Genomic DNA, 17,893 nt, shown 5'->3' with positions numbered 1-17,893 from the left:
AGTCAGGCTCCTGTAAAGTCGTGGGGGCGGGCAAGGATCATCGCCCTGCCGCTCTTTAGATGGAATTCCACAGGGCCTTCCGCAACGTTCGAGACGGTGCGCGAGGAGCCGAAGGGGAGTGAGAAGTTGTCGAGCGGATAACGTGCGCCGATGATATCGAGCCCTTCCAGGTCGGAAAAACCGATGACCGAAAACAGCGAACCCTTCGGCAGGTCCAGTGTCTTCGTGCCCGCCAGCAGCGGCACGGCCTCCTCGTCGCCCGACGTCAGCAGGATGTCTAGGTCGCGTTCGGCCAGGCTCATGGCGTGAAAGAGATGCTGAAGCGCATGGTCGCTGCGCTCGCCGCCGAGCGCGCCGGCAAAGATCAGCCTTGTCGCGCCCCGTTTGACGGCTTCAGCCGTCGCGATCTCGCCGTCCGTCTCGTTCTTGGCCGGCGGAAAGGCCTGCCGCTCGACGTGCGGGAACTGCGCGATCAACGCGGCGTCGGAGGAATCGAAATCGCCGACCCAGAGTTCCGGCTTCGCGCCGAGCGCTGCCGCATGGCGCATGCCGCTATCGGCCGCGATGAAGCGGCTACCGGCGATCGTGTCCCGCAGGCGGTCGGTGACGGTGAGATTGCCGCCGAGCAGAATGGTGAAGGTCGAATGGGTCATGCGCATTGCCCATAGCGCAAAGCCGATGGAAAGGGAAAGCTGTTGCACCCCCACGGGTGAGCTTTTAGTTTGCGGCGCGTTCACCGATCAGGATCACGAGATGCAGTTTCAGGGTACAGCGGACTATATTGCCGACAAGGATCTGATGGTGGCGGTCAACGCCGCGATCCGGCTCGAACGTCCGCTGCTGGTGAAAGGCGAGCCCGGCACCGGCAAGACCGAGCTTGCGCGGCAGGTGGCCGCGGCCCTCGGGCTTGATCTGATCGAGTGGAACATCAAGTCCACCACCAAGGCGCAGCAGGGGCTTTACGAATACGACGCCGTCTCGCGGCTGCGCGACAGCCAGCTTGGCGACGAGCGCGTTCATGACGTCGCCAACTATATCCGCCGCGGCAAGCTGTGGCAGGCTTTCGCCTCGGACAGGAAGCTCGTCCTGTTGATCGACGAGATCGACAAGGCGGATATCGAATTCCCGAACGACCTCTTGCAGGAACTCGACCGCATGGAATTCCATGTCTACGAGACGGGTGAGATGGTCCGCGCCAAGGTCCGGCCGATCGTCATCATCACCTCCAATAACGAGAAAGAACTGCCGGACGCCTTCCTGCGCCGCTGTTTCTTCCACTATATCCGCTTCCCGGATGTCGATACGCTCGCCCGCATCGTCGAGGTCCACTATCCCGGCATCAAGCAGACGCTGGTGCGCAATGCGCTCACCCAATTCTACGACATCCGCGAGATGCCGGGGCTGAAGAAGAAGCCATCGACCTCCGAAGCGCTCGACTGGATCCGGCTGCTGGTCTCGGACGATGTCGATCCGTCGGACCTGCGCGGCGACGTCAAGAACGCGCTGCCGAAGCTGCACGGCGCTCTCCTCAAGAACGAGCAGGACGTGCATCTCTTCGAGCGGCTGGCCTTCCTGGCGCGGCGGGAAAGATGATGCCCGATGCGTTCAAGGTGCTGATCTACGCGGTCTGGCAGAATCGGTTGCTGGTTTTCGACGAGCCGGACTTTCCCGATCAGTGGTTGCAGGTGCCGGGCGGTACGATCGAGCCTGGGGAAGCGGCGGATATCGCCGCCGCTCGTGAATTTCACGAGGAGACAGGTCTTGCTGTCGATGTTCCGCTGCATCCGCTCATGGTTCACGATTACCGTTTCCAGAAGGATGGCAGCGAGATCTGCCATCGCCGGCATTATTTCCTGCTTCGGCTGATGGGGGATTATGCCGACACGTGGATTCATATTGAGGAACATCGCTTCGATGGCGGCGACCCCATCCGCTTTCGCTTTTCCTGGATGCCGCTGGTCGACGCGGCGCGCCAGCTCGGCGGCGGGCTGGCAGACGCGCTTCCGCTCGTTCTCATGGACGCGCCATAGGAGCAAGATCGTGCTCCCATTGACGCCGGTCATAGCAAGGCGTATTTGAGCTCTTGAGAATTCGTGGTGATTTGGCCGGCCGGCTTGCAGCCACGTTAAAAAAGTCGCTAAAGGGCCGCGAGAAGATGTCTTCCCACGGACCGGTTGCGATTTTTGTCGTTGCCGGTTTTTATTTTTGTTGGGTTGAGACATGCCGATCAAGATTCCCGATACGCTGCCCGCATTCAGCACGCTCGTTTCCGAAGGCGTGCGGGTGATGACCGAAACCATGGCGGTGCGGCAGGACATTCGTCCGCTGCAGATCGGGCTCTTGAACCTCATGCCGAACAAGATCAAGACCGAGTTGCAGATGGCGCGCCTCGTCGGCGCCTCGCCGCTGCAGGTCGAGTTCTCGCTGATCCGCGTCGGCGGCCACAAGGCCAAGAACACGTCGGAGGATCATCTCCTCTCCTTCTACGAGACCTGGGAGGAAGTGAAGCACCGCAAATTCGACGGTTTCATCATCACCGGCGCGCCGATCGAGACACTTCCCTTCGAGGACGTTACCTATTGGGACGAGATGAGACAAATCCTCGACTGGACGGCGACCAACGTACATTCGACCATGAATGTCTGCTGGGGCGCGATGGCGGCGATCTACCATTTCCATGGCGTGCCGAAATACGAGCTCAAGGAAAAGGCGTTCGGCGTCTATCGCCACCGCAACCTCGTGCCGTCCTCGATCTATCTCAACGGCTTTTCGGACGATTTTCAGGTTCCGGTGTCGCGCTGGACGGAAGTCCGCCGCGCCGATATCGAGAAGAACCCGAATCTCGAAATCCTGATGGAATCCGAGGAAATGGGTATCTGCCTGGTGCACGAGAAGGCGGGCAAGCGGCTCTATATGTTCAACCATGTGGAATACGACTCCACCTCGCTGGCCGACGAGTATTTCCGGGACGTCAATGCCGGCGTGCCGATCAGGATGCCGCATAACTACTTCCCGCATAACGACGATACGCTGACGCCCTTGAACCGTTGGCGCAGCCATGCCCATCTTCTGTTCGGCAACTGGATCAACGAGATCTACCAGACGACCCCCTATGATCCGGAGAAGATCGGTACGGAGTAGGTTTTCGACGCGATGTTCATTCCCTTCTTCCTTCACCTCAAAGAAGCGAAGATCCCGGTGACACTCCGGGAATTCCTCGACCTTCTTGAAGGCATGGAGGAAGGGATCGCGGATTTCGATGTAGAGGCCTTCTATTTCCTCGCCCGAACCGCGCTGGTGAAGGACGAGCGGCATATCGACAAGTTCGACCGGGTCTTTTCGTCCTATTTCCGCGGGCTCGAAATGGTCTCCGGGCAGCCTGGCCTGGATGTAGCCAGCATCCCCGAAGAATGGCTGCGCAAGCTCACCGAAAAGCATCTGACCGACGAGGAAAAGAAGCTCGTCGAGTCGCTCGGCGGTTTCGAGAAGCTGATGGAGACGCTGCGCCAGCGGCTGGAGGAGCAAAAGGGCCGGCATCAGGGCGGCTCGAAATGGATCGGCACCGGCGGCACCTCCCCTTTCGGTGCCTATGGATATAACCCGGAAGGCGTGCGGATCGGCCAGGACCAGTCCCGCCACCGCCGGGCGGTAAAAGTCTGGGACAAACGCGAGTTTGCCGATTTCGACGACAAGGTGGAGCTCGGCACCCGCAACATCAAGCTGGCCCTGAAGCGGCTGCGCCGCTGGGTGCGGGAAGGGGCGGTCGAGGAATTTGACCTGCCGGGCACGATCCGCTCCACCGCCGAGCATGGTTATCTCGACGTGCAGACCCGGCCGGAGCGGCGCAATGCGGTCAAGCTCCTGATGTTCTTCGATGTCGGCGGCTCGATGGACGACCATATCCGGGTGGTCGAAGAACTATTCTCGGCCGCCCGCGCAGAGTTCAAGCATATGGAGCATTTCTACTTCCATAACTGCCTTTATGAAGGCGTGTGGAAGGAGAACGGCCGCCGCTCGGAGCGGACGCCGACGCTCGACCTGATCCGCAGTTATGGCGCCGACTACAAGGTGATCTTTGTCGGGGATGCCTCGATGAGCCCCTATGAGATCACCCATGCGGGCGGTTCGGTGGAGCACTGGAACCAGGAGCCGGGCGAGGCCTGGATCAGGCGCGTCACCGAGCATTTCCACCGCTGCGTCTGGCTCAACCCGGTGCCGCAGGACCATTGGAGCCATACGACCTCGATCGGGGTGATGCGGCAGCTGATGACCGAGCGGATGTTCCCGCTGACGCTCGGCGGATTGGAGCAGGCGACGCGTGCGCTCACCCGCTAGAGCCCTTTTTTCTTCTCCACGGCGTTGCGGGTCGCCGCCAAATCGCGCAGGTTGCCGCAAACATATCGGTGGAGGAGCAATCTCATGGCGGACCAGAATTTCGAAGTTTTCGGCACCACGGAAAAGGGCGAAACCGTCTATCGCGCCAGGATCTCCGGCGGCGGGCTCACCGCCAGCGTCATCACCTGGGGCGCGGTGATCCAGGATCTCAGGCTCGACGGCCATCAGCCGCCGCTCGTGCTCGGTTTCGAACGGTTTGAGGATTACCTGAACCATTCTCCTTATTTCGGCGCGACGCCCGGCCGTTCGTCCAACCGTATCGGCGGTGGCCGCTTTGTGCTGGACGGGAAGCAATATCAGCTGGAGTTGAACGAGCGGGGTGTGACCCATCTCCATGGCGGTTCGGATGGCATCGGCCGCAGCAACTGGATGGTCGTCGAACATGCTGCCGACAAGGTCGTGCTGCGGATCACCGATCCCGACGGCCGTGCCGGTTATCCGGGAAACTGCACGGTCACGGCGACTTACCAACTCAAGAGTGACGGCGTTCTTTCCGTCGTCTATCAATCCACCACGGATCAGCCGACGCTCGCCAATATCTGCCAGCATACCTATTTCAATCTCGACGGCCGCGAGGATGCGCTCGATCACGACATCATGATCGCCGCCGACCATGTGCTCGCCTTTGACGACAAGCAGGTGCCGACCGGCGAACTGATGGCGGTCGCGGGCACGCCTTTCGACCTGCGCGACATGGGGCCGATGAAGCGGTTCGATGGCGATGCCCAGGTCCTGTTCGATCATAACTTCTGCCTGTCGCCGGAGCGTACCCTCAAGCGTTCCGTGGCTTTGGCGCGCAGCATCCATTCCGGCGTGTCGATGGAAGTTCGCACCACCGAGCCCGGCGTGCAGCTTTATGCCGCCTTCAAACTGCAGCAGATCCCCGCAGAGGGCCTCGATGGCCGCCACTATGGTCCGTTCGCCGGGTTCTGCCTCGAAACCCAGGTCTGGCCGGACGCCATCAACCATGCCGATTTCCCAAATGCCGTGCTGCGCCCGGGCGAGGTGCTGCTGCAGGAAACCGACTATGTCTTTTCAAAGCAATGATCGCCGGCCTCGTCCGGTTCGGATTATCTGTGCCTCGGCAAACAACCGTTATCTCGCAAGCCCGGCTTGCTTCGGCGTCCATGTAAAATTGGTAAGCCGCAGATTCCATTTGCAATTTTATCGTGGCGCGAGGTTTCCGAAACCAAGTTACCGCTCGCCGTTCTACATTGTGGAACGCAGTAAGATTTTGACATTAGTTAAATTTCAACCGATTTCAGCATAGTTTTCTTCAGTATTGGCATTGCCGCCCGCCGGGCCGCTGCCCTCTGCTTTTGCGGAGCACAATTCGAGGGATATATGAACGAGATCAGCATCCGGAAGCCACTGTCGAGAAGGCTTACCGTCTTCGGTTTCGTAGCCGTGCTTTTCGCGAGCGTGGTGATCGGCGGGCTTGCCTGGGAACGGCAGTCGAGCATGACCGAGCAGGCGCTGCAGACGGAGCTCGACAGCGATCTCGCGGTCATCCAGGACGACATGGCCGCCCAGGGGCGTGCCGCATCCGCGCTGGCGCTGACGATCGCATCCCTGCCGGAAACCTCCCCGCTCATCCTTGCCAACGATCGGCAGGGCCTGCTCTCGCGCTACTCCAATATGAAGACCGTGAAGGAAGCGAGCGGCCTCGAAATGATCACCTTCGTCGCGGCGACGGCCGACGTCGTTGCCCGCGTTCACGATCAGGATGTCTTTGGCGACAACGTCAAGGCGCGCCGCAAGATGGTGGCGACCTCGCTCAGCGACAAGAAACTGGTTGTCGGCATCGAGACCGGCCGCACCGCGGTCAGCCTGTTCGCAACCGCGCCGGTCGTCAGTGACGGCAAGGTCATCGGTGTCGTGGACGTCGGGCTGAAGCTCGTCGATGCCTATTTCTCCCGGCTGACCAAGGAAGTGAACGCCCATGTCACCCTCTATACCAAGGGTGCCGACAAGTTCGACAAACAAGCCTCCACCCACGGCGGCAATCCGATCCTGACGGCGCCGGAGCTGCAGGAGGCCTATGACAAGGGCGCCGTGCGGCGCTACGCCGATATCGGCGGCAAGCATTATGCTGTCGAGGCCGTGCCGCTCCTCGATTTCTCCGGAACCAAGGTCGGCGTTCTCGAAATCGCATCGGATATCACGCCGCTGGTCGCCGCCAGCGAAGCCGCATTGTGGATGACCGCACTCGGCACTGTCGTCGTTTCGATCCTGTCGCTGATCGGATTCCTCGTATTTGCCCGGTCGCTCGGCGGCACCGTCCGTCGCCTGACCACGACGATGACGAAACTTGCCGCCGGCGATCTCAGCGTCGGCGTGGGCGGCCAGGAACGCCAGGACGAACTCGGTGCGATGGCGAGGGCTGTCCAGGTCTTCAAGGCATCCGCCGAGGAGAATATCCGGCTCGAACAGCAGGCATCGGAGGCCCGCGAGGCGCAGGAACACCAGCGTCGGCGTCAGTCGGCGATCGACAATGCCAAGGGCGAGGACCTGCGCGCCTTCGTGCATGCGATCGAGGAAGGCTTCAACCGGCTTGCCGGCGGCGATCTGACCGTCCGCATGGACGGTGCCGTTGCAGTGGAATTCGAGCCGATCCGCGCCAAGTTCAACGGCTCGGTCGGCAATCTCGAAGAGGCGATCGGCTCGGTCGTCGGAGCCGTCGGCACGATCCGCGCGGGGCTGCAGGAAATCTCGATTGCCTCCAACGATCTCGCCAAGCGGACGGAACAGCAGGCCGCGAGCCTCGAAGAGACGGTAGCAGCCCTCGGCCAGGTGACGTCGGCCGTCAATGACAGCGCCAGCGGCGCAAGCCTCGCCCAGGGCGTCGCGTCGCTTGCCCAGCAGAAGGCTCAGCGCGGTGGCGAGATCGTCGCCAGCGCGGTCGCTGCCATGGCGGCGATCGAAGGCTCGGCGGAGCAGATCAACCGCATTATCGGCGTGATCGACGACATCGCCTTCCAGACCAACCTTCTGGCCCTCAATGCAGGCGTCGAAGCCGCCCGTGCTGGCGAAGCCGGCCGCGGGTTCGCGGTCGTCGCCCAGGAAGTCCGCGGGCTCGCGCAGCGCTCGGCCGATGCCGCCAAGGAGATCAAGGCACTGATCTCGACATCGTCGGCCCAGGTCAAGCAGGGCGTCGAGCTCGTCACCGCTTCCGGCAAATCGCTCGACGACATCGTCGGCGAAGTCGCGCAGATGAGCGCGTTCGTCAACACGATCACCTCGAGCACCAGCGAACAGGCGATGAGCCTGCGCGAAGTGGCGGCCTCCGCCGACCAGATGGACAAGGTGACCCAGCAGAACGCCGCGATGGTGGAAGAAACCACCGCCGCCGCTCAGAGCCTGACGCAGGAAACCGACAGTCTTGCCGACATGATGGCCCGCTTCAAGACCAATGCGGGCGCACCTTCCCAAGGATATGCCTCCGGCGGCTATCGCGCGCGCGCGGCCTGATTGGGGCTCATTGCGAACTGACGGCGCCGTCGGCCGAAAGCCGGCGGCGTTTTCCAGTCATGTCAGGTGGAGCATGCGGCGCAGTTCGCCTTCCAGCAGCGTCATGTTCACGGGTTTTCGAATTGTCGTACGGCTTCTGAAGCTGTGGTGATCATCGAGCTGCTCGTATCCGGTGCAGAACAGGAAGGGCACGCCATGGGTCTGCAGCCATTCCGCAAAGGGATAGACCGGCTTTCCGCCAAGATTGACGTCGAGAACAGCGACGTCGGGGAGCTGCGAGCCGCCGACCAGACGCATGGCTTCGTCGGTTGTCGCCGCCGGTCCAACGATTTCCCAGCCGCGCGATTCAAGCTCATTGCAGAGCTCCATGGCGATCAGGGTCTCGTCCTCGACGACGAGTATCCGTCCTGCCGAGCCGGTCTCCGACGATTTGGGCGCGGCCCCCTGTCCGGGAACCGAGCCGGCTGAAATGTCGGGACGGTAGACGGCCTGCGGCAGCATCGCGACAAGGCACATGCCGGTTGCGGGCCAGCTGATATCGAGCTTGCCAGCCAATTGACGGGTGGCGACTTCGGTCACCAGAGTGGAGCCGAAACCCCTGGATACGGGCTTCTGCACCAGCGGGCCACCGGTCTCGATCCAGCGAAGCTCCAGTTCGAACGACGGCAGGATGCGCCATGAGACGTCAACCCGCCCCTCTGCAACCGACAATGCCCCGTATTTGACGGCATTGGTGGCAAGTTCGTGGATGAGGAGGCTGATCGGCTGCACGGCGTTCGGGGTGAGGGTGACGGCGGGGCCGCCGATCATCAACTGGTTGACGCTCTGATAGGCCCGGGTTTCCTCGGTGAGGACCGCCGCAAGGTCCCCGCCCTCCCACCGGTTCTGGGCGAGCAGGGAATGGGCGCGGCTCAGCGTCGAAACGCGGCCCCGTACCGCGACGATGAACTCCTCCTTGGTTTCTGCACGTGTGAGGGAGACCAGGGCCTGCACGACCGCCAGGGCATTCTTGGCCCGGTGATCGACTTCCCGGGCCAATAACTGGCGGGAATCCTCGTTGGCCTTGCGTTCGGTAATGTCGCGCAGGATGACCGTGGCAAGTTTCCCCCCACCGATCTCTACCTGGGAGATCGACGCCTCGACCGGGAATTCCTCGCCATTGGCGCGCAGGCCGCTGATGGCCCCCAAGGCGCCCATCCGGCGGTTGGTGACCCCGGCCTCCTTGAAGAAGCGGATATGTTCGGCATGTCCGTGCCGAAACCGCTCGGGGATGAAGCGTTCGATCGGCGAGCCGATCGCATCTTTGCCCGCAACGCCGAACATGCGCTCGGCGGCCGGGTTGAACAGCACGATCCGTTGACCTTCGTCGACGGTGATCAGCGCGTCCATCGCCGATTCCACGATCCCCTCCATTCGCCGCCGGCTTTCCAGCAAAGCATCCTCGGCGGCCTTGCGCTCGGTGATATCGCGCAGGATGACGGTGGCGAGGCGCTCGCCTCCGACCTCGACCTGCGAGATGGAAGCCTCGATCGGAAACTCCTTGCCGTCCGCGCGCAAACCGCTGATCGCGCCGAGCGAGCCCATCTGTCTCGTGGTCACGCCGGTCTCGGCGAAACGGTGAATGTGCGCTGCGTGGGTCGGACGATAGCGCTCCGGCATGAAACGGGAGATGTGCTGGCCAAGCGCCTCGTTGGCCGGCAGGCCGAACATGCGCTCCGCGGCTGGATTGAACAGGATCACCCGTTGCTCGTCATCAATGGTGATGATGCCGTCCATTGCCGAGGCAACGATGCCCTCGAGCCGCTGCATGATTTCAACAGCGGTTTTCTGATTGAGTTTCTGTTGGTGCGGGCGAGATTCCATGATGGCACATCCCCAGTTCAACCCCCGAATCACTGGTGCGATTTCGCGTAGGCGGTTGCAATTAATATGCCATCTCGCGCATTCGGTGAACATGCGGGAATCATTAAATTGATGGGGGAAAGAGTGATGGAGGGGAAACGCCCGCGTCGCATCTGCATCGAGGCGACGCTGTCGAGCGTCCTGGCCCCGTGGCCGGCCTGGTAGAGTATAGTCTCAAGAATGGGAATTTGGAGCGGGCGAAGGGATTCGAACCCTCGACCCCAACCTTGGCAAGGTTGTGCTCTACCACTGAGCTACACCCGCTCATCAATCCATCGGTCCGTGGTAGTAAAGCTTGACCGTGGCGTCGTGGCTCGTTGCCGGCGACGGGCGCTATATGGCCCAGTCCTTTTTCAAATGCAACAGGGAAATGACGATTGGCGCCAAGAAAAATTGCGATCCCGCCAAAGCCCCTGCAAACCGCCGGTTCCGGCCGGAACCGGCGGCCGCTTCATTCTCAGGAAGCCGGACAGGCCGCTCCGGATTTCACCCAGGCGGTGATGAGCTCGCCGAATTCGGCCTGCGTGCCCGGCACCGGTTCGCGGCCGGCGCCCGGGTTCCAGCCCCAGCCGACCAGTTCGTCATGCGCCATGTGCTCGACGATCTGATCCATGGTCTTGCCGCCGTTGCGGGCGGGGTCCTTGATCTGCTGGCAGATTGCCCCGAGCGATTTGCCGACCCAGGCCATTTCGATCGGCGCGAGATGCCAGGCGGGATTGCCCGGTATGCTCTTGATCGTATCGGCCTGGCCGACAACGGGCGTGTTTTCCGCGCTGTGGCAGGTGGTGCATTGCATGCCGGGCAGGCCCATTCCGCCGTCGCCGCGGAAGACGGGCGGCTGGTGCGGGTGCATGTTGGCACCCTGCAGCGGCCGGTCGGTCGCCGGGTGACAGTTGACGCAGCGCGGGTGCTGGATGACCTTGCCCGCCTCCTGGAAGAGCGCCACGGAGCGTTCCCGCTCGTTGGCGATCGACTGGAAGGAGGCGGCAGGCTTCAGCGTCTTGGCGTTTGCCTGGGCATCCTGCGCCACCGAGGCGGGCGACAGCAGCGTGCCGGCGCCCACGAACAGACAGAGGGTAGCGACGCCGGTTATAGCGAGTTTCCAATTCATCGGGGTTTGATCCTCAGGCCGAAACGATGTTGACGATGGGCAGCTGCCGGACCGGGGCTCCGGTCAGCCGCCGCCAGGCATTGGCAACCGCCGGGCCGACGGGCGGCACGCCGGGTTCGCCGACGCCACTCGGCTTTTCGCTCGACTTGATGATCTCGACGGCCACATCCGGCATCTCGTTGATGCGGATGGAGCGGTAGTCGTGGAAGTTCGACTGCACGATCTTGCCGCCCTTGGCCAACGTCACAGCGTCGAAGAGAACCGCGCCGAGGCCGTAGCCGATGCCGCCTTCCATCTGCGCCTTGATGACGTTCGGATTGACGGCGACGCCGCAATCGACCGCACACCAGACCTTGTGAACGCGCGGCGCGCCTTCCGGGCCGATCGAGACTTCGACGATCTGGCCGACGAAGCTGCCGAAGCTTTCAACCACCGCGACGCCGCGGACGCGGCCTTCCGGGGCCGGCGAACCCCAGTTCGCCATTTCCGCAGCCTTCCTCAGCACGCCTGCATGACGCGGCTTTTCGCCAAGCAGCGCAAGGCGTCCCTCAACGGGATCCTTGCCGATCTTCTGGAAGAGCTCGTCCACGAAGGTCTCGACCGCAAAACCCGTATGGGTATGGCCGACCGACCGCCACCAGAGCGGTGGTACGGAGAGCTGGACGTTGTGGGCGCTGACTTTCAGGTTGGGGATCGTGTAGGGCAGGTTGGAGGCGCCTTCGACCGAGGTCGGATCGAGATCGGCCTTGCCCATGATCGACTGGCCGACGATCACCTGTTCCCAGGCGGTGATCTGGCCTTGCGCGTTGATCGCGCCGCGCATCTTGTGGGCATACATCGGGCGGTAATAGCCGCCGCGGATGTCGTCCTCGCGGGTCCACATGTGCTTCAGGGGACGGCTGCGATCGGTTGCGGCATAGACGGCTGCCGCTTCCTGTATGTAGGGCGAGCCGAACTGTGCCTTGCGGCCGAAACTGCCGCCGGCGAGCTGGGTGTTCACCCGCACCTTCGCTTCGTCGAGCCCGAGGATCTTGGCGGCGACCTCCTGGTCCATGCCCGGGAACTGCGCGCCGTTATAGATATCGACCGATCCGTCGGCCGCCTTGATGAAGACGGAGTCGAGCGGCTCCATGGGCGCATGCGCCAGGAAGGGGAAGACGATCTCGGCTTCCACCGTCTGCAGGCCGGACGCCTTGAAGGCGTCGTCGACATTGCCGTTATTGGTCGCTTCAAGCCCCCTTTCGCCGAAGAGCTTCCGGTAATCGGCGGAAAGTTCTTCCGAGGAGCGGGTTTCGGCCTTGGAGAGATCCCATTCGATGCTCAGCGCATCGCGGCCCTTGAGCGCCGCGAACGTGTTGTCCGCATAGACGGCGATGCCCGACGGCACCTGCTTCACGTCGACCACGCCCTGCACCTTGCGGGCTTCGGCATCGTTGAAGCTCTTCACCGTGGCGCCGAAATGCTCCGGATGGGCGACGACGGCGATCAGCAGGTTGTCCGGCGTGATGTCGAGCGTGAAGATCGCCGTGCCGTTGGTTTTGCCATGAGTATCGAGCTTCGGCAGATCGGTGCCGATCAGCAGGAAATCCTTGGGATCCTTGAGTTTCGGCTCCGTGGGCGGCGTCTGGCGGGCCGCCTTTTCGGCGAATGCGCCGAAACCGCTTTCCTTGCCGGAGGCAGCATGTTTGATGCGGCCCTTCTGGACGGTGATTTCGGAGGCCGGGACCTTCCAGTCCTCGGCTGCCGCCGCGACCAGCATCGCCCGCGCCGTGGCGCCTGCTTTGCGCATCTGCTCATAGGAATTGGCGATGGAGCTCGAACCGCCGGTTCCCTGCAGGCCGAACATCAGGTTGGCATAGACCTTGTTGTCGGTCGGCGAGTGGACGGCGCGCATCTGGCTCCAGTCGGCGTCGAGTTCTTCGGCGACCAGCGTCGCGAGACCGGTAAACGGGCCCTGGCCGAATTCGATGTGCTTGGCGAGCACGGTCACCGTGTCGTCGGTGCCGATCTTGACGAAGGCATTCATCGGGGCCAGCGCCGGATCGCCGCCGGCATGCACGCCGGTCGGCGCTGCGGAGAGCATCTTCGGCGCGATCGCGACGCCGATGACGAGGCCGGAGCCGGCGAGGAAGCCGCGGCGGGTGGTGTTGATGTCCTGGATGGTCATGGCTCAGCCCTCCATCGAATTGGCGGCATTGTGGATCGCCGCGCGGATGCGATGGTAGGTGGCGCATCGACAGATATTTCCGGCCATCGCGCCGTCGATATCGGCATCCGTCGGCTTCGGCACCATCTGCAGCAGGGCGACGGCCGACATGACCTGCCCGGACTGACAGTAACCGCATTGCGGCACGTCGAGGCCGGTCCAGGCGGTCTTGACCGCATCGGCTTCCTTGCCGGAAACACCTTCGATGGTGACCACGTCCGAACCTTCGATCGTCGCGATCGGGGTCACGCAGGAGCGTCGCGGCATGCCGTCCAGATGTACCGTACAGGCGCCGCACTGGGCGACGCCGCAGCCGTATTTGGTGCCGGTGAGCTTTTCGAAATCGCGGATGACCCAGAGAAGCGGGGTGTCGGGGTCGCCGTCGAACGTTCTTTCCTGTCCGTTGAGCGTGAAGGTGACCATGAGGCAGACCTTTCAGATAAGAAGCCGGGCGCTGCGCCGGCACTGGAGATTGAGCGGCTGTTATCGGCCTGGGCCGGTATCGAATGCGCGGAATATCGCGCCGAAATAAACTTGAGTTAACTGGAGAAGTTATTGTTTATCAATTGGCTACGGTCGGCCGACGGAATTGCCGGATGCCGGTTCTCCACGTCTGGTAAAATGGTTGCGCCGTCATACCAGGTCAAGCGCTTCACGAGATCGTGTGCGCCTGCCTTGGCCGGTCCAATCATTCCGGTTATAGTCCGCCCGCCCGCCAACAGAGCCAATCCATCAGCATGACCGAAACAGAGCCGAAAACCGCCGAGGATCTTTTCCATTTCCTCGACAGCCTGAACATTGCGCATTCGACCAAGACGCACCCGCCGGTCTTCACTGTGGCGGAATCCGAAAGCCTGCGTGACGAGATCCCCGGAGGCCATACCAAGAACCTGTTCGTGAAGGACAAGAAGGACCAGTATTTCGTCCTGACGGTCGAGGAGCGCGCCACGGTCGATCTGAAGACCGTGCACAAGGTGATCGGCGCTTCGAGCCGGGTCTCGTTCGGACGGCCGGAAATGCTGCTGGACTATCTCGGCGTGGTTCCGGGTTCGGTGACGGTGTTCGGTGCCTTCAACGATACCGGGCGCAATGTTACCTTCGTGCTCGACGAAGACCTGATGAAGCACGACATCATCAACGGCCATCCGCTGTCGAACGATGCCACGACCTCCATCGCCAGCGGCGATCTCATCCGCTTTCTGGAGGCGACCGGCCATCAGCCGCTTGTCTTGAAAGTGACAGACTGACATACGATCTTTGCAGCCTATATGGCAAAGATGCGAAAGCGTTCCCGGGAGAACATTCATGAGCGGCAGCAATAACCCCTATGGCGGTTCCTACGGCGGGCAGATGACTGCTTCGGCAAGCTTTGGGGCGGCGCCGGCCGCATCGGGTCCTGCCGGGGTCTACGTATCCGACACCAGCACCGCCGGCTTCACCAAGGACGTGCTCGAAGAATCGCGCCGCCAGCCGGTTCTCGTCGATTTCTGGGCGCCCTGGTGCGGTCCCTGCAAGCAGCTGACGCCGGTGCTCGAAAAGGTCGTCAACGAAGGCCAGGGCCGGGTCAAGCTCGTCAAGATGAATATTGACGATCACCCATCGATCCCGGGCCAGCTCGGCATCCAGTCGATCCCGGCTGTCATCGCCTTCGTCGATGGTCGTCCGGTCGACGGTTTCATGGGCGCGGTGCCGGAAAGCCAGGTTCGCCAGTTCATCGACAAGCTTGCCGGACCTCCGGGCGCCGACCAGGCTGCCGAGATCGAGGCGGCGCTCGCCGAGGCGGAAACCCTTCTTGCCGGTGGTGAGATCCAGGAAGCAGCCCAGCTTTACGGCGCCGTCCTGCAGGCCGATCCGGAAAACGCCAAGGCTGCCGCCGGGATGATGCAGTGCCTGATCGCCATGGGCGAGACAGCCCGCGCAAGCCAGATGCTCGCTTCCCTTCCGGAAGAGCTTGCCAAGGATCCTGCGATCCAGGCGGTCGCCAAGAAGCTCGAGCAGATCGAGGAAGCCCGCAAGCTCGGCGATCCGGTGGCTCTGGAGCGCCAGCTCGACGCCGATCCGGACGACCACGACGCCCGCCTGAAGCTTGCCAAGATCCTCAACGTCCAGGGCGAGCGCGACAAGGCCGCCGAGCACCTGCTGACCATCATGCGCAAGGACCGCACGTTCGACGACGACGGCGCCCGCCGCCAACTCCTGGCATTCTTTGATGTCTGGGGGCCGAAGGATCCGGCGACCATCGCCGCCCGCCGCCGCCTCTCCTCCATCCTGTTTTCGTAGACAGGTTCTGTTTTCTTAAACACGGGCCTGTGTTCGCAAGCCAAGGCCAATCCTCAAGGATTGGCCTTGCGTTCTCCAGTGGGTGCCCCACATTATTCCAAGCAGCGAATCCTTGGTCTGAGCCAGTGGTCGTCTGGGAGGTGTCGGACCCATGCATGTGGGAAATGCGAGATATCTGAAGCGCGAGGATCTGCCGGAGACGGTTCCCGTCTTTCCTCTTACCGGCGCATTGCTTCTGCCGGGCGGACAGCTGCCGCTCAACATCTTCGAGCCGCGTTATCTTGCCATGTTCGACGCGGCGCTTGCAGGTAACCGGCTGATCGGTATCGTACAGCCGTCGCTGCTCGAATCCGGCGAGGCCGTCGAAGGCCCGCGGGCTCCGCTCTCGACGGTCGGCTGCATCGGCCGCATCACATCGTTTGCCGAAACCGGCGATGGCCGGTACATCACCTCGATTAGCGGCATCTGCCGGTTCCGGCTCATCGAAGAAGTCGGCATGGGCCATCCCTATCGCACCTTCAAGATCGCACCGATGATGACGGACCTCTCCACCGAGGACGACGAGAGCACGGTCGACCGCGCCGAGCTGTTGCGCGTCTTCCGCGCCTATCTCGACGCCAACAAGCTGGAGGCGGATTGGGAAAGCGTCGAGCGCGCCGGCAACCGCACGCTCGTCAACTCCCTGTCGATGATGTCGCCCTTCGGACCTGCGGAGAAACAGGCTCTTCTCGAAGCGCCGGACCTGCGGACCCGCGCGGAAACGCTGATCGCCATCACGGAAATCCTGCTGGCGCGCGATTTCGGCGATTCCGACACCATGCTTCAGTAAGGCCCCAAGTCCATGGACGAGAAACTCAGCAAGGTCGATCCGAAACTGCTCGACCTGCTCGTCTGCCCGCTCTCCAAGAGCCGGCTGTCCCTCAACCGGGAGACCAACGAACTCATCTCCCAGAAGGCGCAGCTCGCCTATCCGATCCGCGACGGCATCCCCATCATGCTGATTTCCGAAGCCCGCAAGATCGAAGACTGAGAGTTTGCCCCTCATCCGCCTGCCGGCACCTTCTCCCCGCTTGCGGGGCGAAGGAGGAACGCGGCGACCTTCCCGCTTTATTTTCTGACGTCGCTATAAGTTGCCTACGGCAGTTGCTTGAGCAAGCCGATGCGGCATAACCCCTTCGCCCCGCGTGCGGGGAGAAGGTCGCGGCAGCGGGATGAGGGGCTCTGGGCGCGTACTTAGATCGCCTCGCCCGCCAGCAGCTTCGGGCCATCCTCGCCGCTCTTGCCCGCCGCCTGGTCGATGAAGAAGGTCTTCAGCTTTGGGAGCTTTTCGACAATGCCGAGGCCGAAGTCGCGGGCGATGCGGATCGGCGTGATATCGTTGGAGAACAGCCGGTTCAGCACGTCGGTGGTCACACCCATGCGGAACGTATCGAAGCGCCGCCAGGACTGGTAACGCTCCAGAACGTTGAGCGCGCCGATGTCGAGACCGAGGCGGTCGGCTTCGACCACCGTCTCGGCCAGTGCCGCGACGTCCTTGAAACCGAGATTGAGGCCCTGGCCGGAAATCGGGTGGATACCATGCGCCGCATCGCCGGCAAGGGCGACGCGCGGGGCCACGAAGGCGCGGGCGAGCGTCAGGCCGAGCGGGAAGGCACGCTTGCCTCCGACCACCGTCAGTTCGCCGAGCTTGTGGCCGAAACGGCGCTGAAGTTCTTCCTCGAATACCAGATCGTCCGCGGCGACCAGCCGGTTGGCCTCCGCCGTCCGTTCGGTCCACACCAGCGAGGACCGGTTGTTGGTGAGCGGCAGGATGGCAAATGGGCCGGACGGAAGGAAATGTTCTTCCGCCACGCCGTCATGCGGCCGCTCGTGGGCAACCGTCGCGACGATGCCCGACTGGCCGTAATCCCAGGTGACGGTCTTGATGCCGGCCATGTCGCGCAGTTTGGAGCGCACGCCGTCGCAGGCGACCAGGAGGCGGGTCTCGACCGTCGAGCCGTCGGAGAGCGACACGGTGCAACGGGTGCTGCCGGACTGGAAGCCGGTGGCGGAAAGCCCGTGGCGGATGGTGATGCCAAGCCGTTCGGCAGCGCCGCGCAGGGCTCTCACCATGGCGACATTCGGTACCATATGGGCGAACGGCCTGCCTTCCTCGATTTCGCCGTCGAAGGTGAGGAAGACCGGTCGTACCGGGTCGGACGTGCGGCTGTCGGTGACGACCATCCGGTTGATCGGCTGGGCATCGACGGCGATCTCGTTCCAGACGCCGAAGACGTCCAGCATGCGGGTCGCGGCGGCAATGATGGCGGAGGCCCGCTCGTCCTTTTCCCAGGTGCCGGCAGGAGCCGCCTCGATCACCTCGACCTGCAGATGCGGCGCCGCCTGCTTGACCGCGACGGCGGCGGCGAGACCCACATAACCGCCTCCTACAACCAGCATGTCCAGCATTTGCCTAAACTCCCGTGAGACTTGAGAATATCATGTGGTGGATATAGATCATCCGACAGCCGCTTCCTATCGCCGGAGTT

Annotated in this window: 16 protein-coding genes, 1 tRNA gene and 1 riboswitch; of the genes, 10 read left to right on the top strand and 7 right to left on the bottom strand. The window is 62.6% G+C overall.

The window, feature by feature from the left end; genetic code table 11:
• Positions 1-2: 2 nt before the first annotated feature.
• Positions 3-659 (bottom strand): thiamine diphosphokinase, encoded by a 657-nt coding sequence (locus tag LZK81_RS21430; RefSeq protein ID WP_233956649.1) that lies wholly within the window; start codon positions 657-659, stop codon positions 3-5.
• A gap of 94 nt (positions 660-753) precedes the next feature.
• Between LZK81_RS21430 and LZK81_RS21425 the strand changes: the two genes are divergently transcribed.
• The 6 genes from LZK81_RS21425 (at position 754) to LZK81_RS21400 (ending at position 7,866) form a co-directional block, all read left to right on the top strand.
• Entirely contained in the window at positions 754-1,593 is an 840-nt protein-coding gene (locus tag LZK81_RS21425; RefSeq protein WP_233954596.1) for an AAA family ATPase, read from the top strand.
• Positions 1,590-2,030, top strand: a complete 441-nt coding sequence (locus LZK81_RS21420) for an NUDIX hydrolase (RefSeq protein WP_046605172.1) — start codon at positions 1,590-1,592, stop codon at positions 2,028-2,030. The genes LZK81_RS21425 and LZK81_RS21420 overlap by 4 nt, the downstream gene beginning before the upstream one ends.
• A 53-nt stretch (positions 2,031-2,083) precedes the next feature.
• Positions 2,084-2,161: riboswitch (SAM riboswitch) on the top strand.
• Positions 2,162-2,220: 59 nt separating this feature from the next.
• Entirely contained in the window at positions 2,221-3,141 is a 921-nt protein-coding gene (gene metA, locus LZK81_RS21415) for a homoserine O-acetyltransferase MetA (RefSeq protein ID WP_046612266.1), read from the top strand.
• A gap of 12 nt (positions 3,142-3,153) precedes the next feature.
• On the top strand, positions 3,154-4,335 hold the full coding sequence (locus LZK81_RS21410; protein ID WP_233954595.1) for a vWA domain-containing protein: 1,182 nt from the start codon (positions 3,154-3,156) through the stop codon (positions 4,333-4,335).
• 84 nt (positions 4,336-4,419) lie between these two features.
• A complete protein-coding gene (locus LZK81_RS21405; RefSeq protein WP_233954594.1) occupies positions 4,420-5,442 on the top strand; it encodes an aldose epimerase family protein in 1,023 nt (340 codons plus the stop codon).
• Positions 5,443-5,739: 297 nt separating this feature from the next.
• Positions 5,740-7,866, top strand: coding sequence for a methyl-accepting chemotaxis protein (locus LZK81_RS21400; protein WP_233954593.1), 2,127 nt, complete (start codon positions 5,740-5,742; stop codon positions 7,864-7,866).
• Between the two features lie 57 nt (positions 7,867-7,923).
• Here LZK81_RS21400 and LZK81_RS21395 read toward each other — a convergent pair whose 3' ends face one another.
• The 5 genes from LZK81_RS21395 to LZK81_RS21375 all read right to left on the bottom strand — a co-directional run bounded on the left by LZK81_RS21395 (position 7,924) and on the right by LZK81_RS21375 (position 13,508).
• Positions 7,924-9,729, bottom strand: coding sequence for a PAS domain S-box protein (locus LZK81_RS21395; RefSeq protein WP_233954592.1), 1,806 nt, complete (start codon positions 9,727-9,729; stop codon positions 7,924-7,926).
• A 228-nt stretch (positions 9,730-9,957) separates the two neighbouring features.
• Positions 9,958-10,032, bottom strand: a tRNA-Gly gene (locus LZK81_RS21390).
• A gap of 193 nt (positions 10,033-10,225) precedes the next feature.
• Positions 10,226-10,879, bottom strand: a complete 654-nt coding sequence (locus tag LZK81_RS21385) for an Isoquinoline 1-oxidoreductase subunit (protein WP_233954591.1) — start codon at positions 10,877-10,879, stop codon at positions 10,226-10,228.
• Positions 10,880-10,892: 13 nt separating this feature from the next.
• Positions 10,893-13,046 carry a xanthine dehydrogenase family protein molybdopterin-binding subunit gene (locus tag LZK81_RS21380; RefSeq protein ID WP_233954590.1) on the bottom strand — a complete coding sequence of 718 codons (2,154 nt, stop codon included), beginning with the start codon at positions 13,044-13,046 and terminating at the stop codon, positions 10,893-10,895.
• Between the two features lie 3 nt (positions 13,047-13,049).
• Complete coding sequence (locus LZK81_RS21375; RefSeq protein ID WP_046612261.1) at positions 13,050-13,508, bottom strand: (2Fe-2S)-binding protein; 459 nt, start codon at positions 13,506-13,508, stop codon at positions 13,050-13,052.
• 314 nt (positions 13,509-13,822) lie between these two features.
• Between LZK81_RS21375 and LZK81_RS21370 the strand changes: the two genes are divergently transcribed.
• The 4 genes from LZK81_RS21370 to LZK81_RS21355 all read left to right on the top strand — a co-directional run bounded on the left by LZK81_RS21370 (position 13,823) and on the right by LZK81_RS21355 (position 16,395).
• Positions 13,823-14,332 (top strand): prolyl-tRNA synthetase associated domain-containing protein, encoded by a 510-nt coding sequence (locus LZK81_RS21370; protein ID WP_233954589.1) that lies wholly within the window; start codon positions 13,823-13,825, stop codon positions 14,330-14,332.
• Positions 14,333-14,390: 58 nt separating this feature from the next.
• Positions 14,391-15,365: a thioredoxin gene (trxA, locus tag LZK81_RS21365; RefSeq protein ID WP_233954588.1), complete on the top strand. Its 975-nt coding sequence runs from the start codon at positions 14,391-14,393 to the stop codon at positions 15,363-15,365.
• 151 nt (positions 15,366-15,516) lie between these two features.
• On the top strand, positions 15,517-16,194 hold the full coding sequence (locus tag LZK81_RS21360) for an LON peptidase substrate-binding domain-containing protein (RefSeq protein WP_233954587.1): 678 nt from the start codon (positions 15,517-15,519) through the stop codon (positions 16,192-16,194).
• 12 nt (positions 16,195-16,206) lie between these two features.
• The gene (locus LZK81_RS21355) at positions 16,207-16,395 is read left to right on the top strand and encodes a Trm112 family protein (RefSeq protein WP_037081395.1); all 189 of its coding nucleotides are present in this window, start codon (positions 16,207-16,209) and stop codon (positions 16,393-16,395) included.
• Positions 16,396-16,598: 203 nt separating this feature from the next.
• Here LZK81_RS21355 and LZK81_RS21350 read toward each other — a convergent pair whose 3' ends face one another.
• Positions 16,599-17,813, bottom strand: coding sequence for a ubiquinone biosynthesis hydroxylase (locus tag LZK81_RS21350; protein ID WP_233954586.1), 1,215 nt, complete (start codon positions 17,811-17,813; stop codon positions 16,599-16,601).
• Between the last annotated feature and the right edge of the window lie 80 nt (positions 17,814-17,893).

This window comes from Neorhizobium galegae (assembly GCF_021391675.1).
GTDB lineage: Bacteria > Pseudomonadota > Alphaproteobacteria > Rhizobiales > Rhizobiaceae > Neorhizobium > Neorhizobium galegae_B.
The sequence above is the reverse complement of the archived record's forward strand: the minus strand, read 5'-3'. Positions and strand labels throughout refer to the sequence as shown.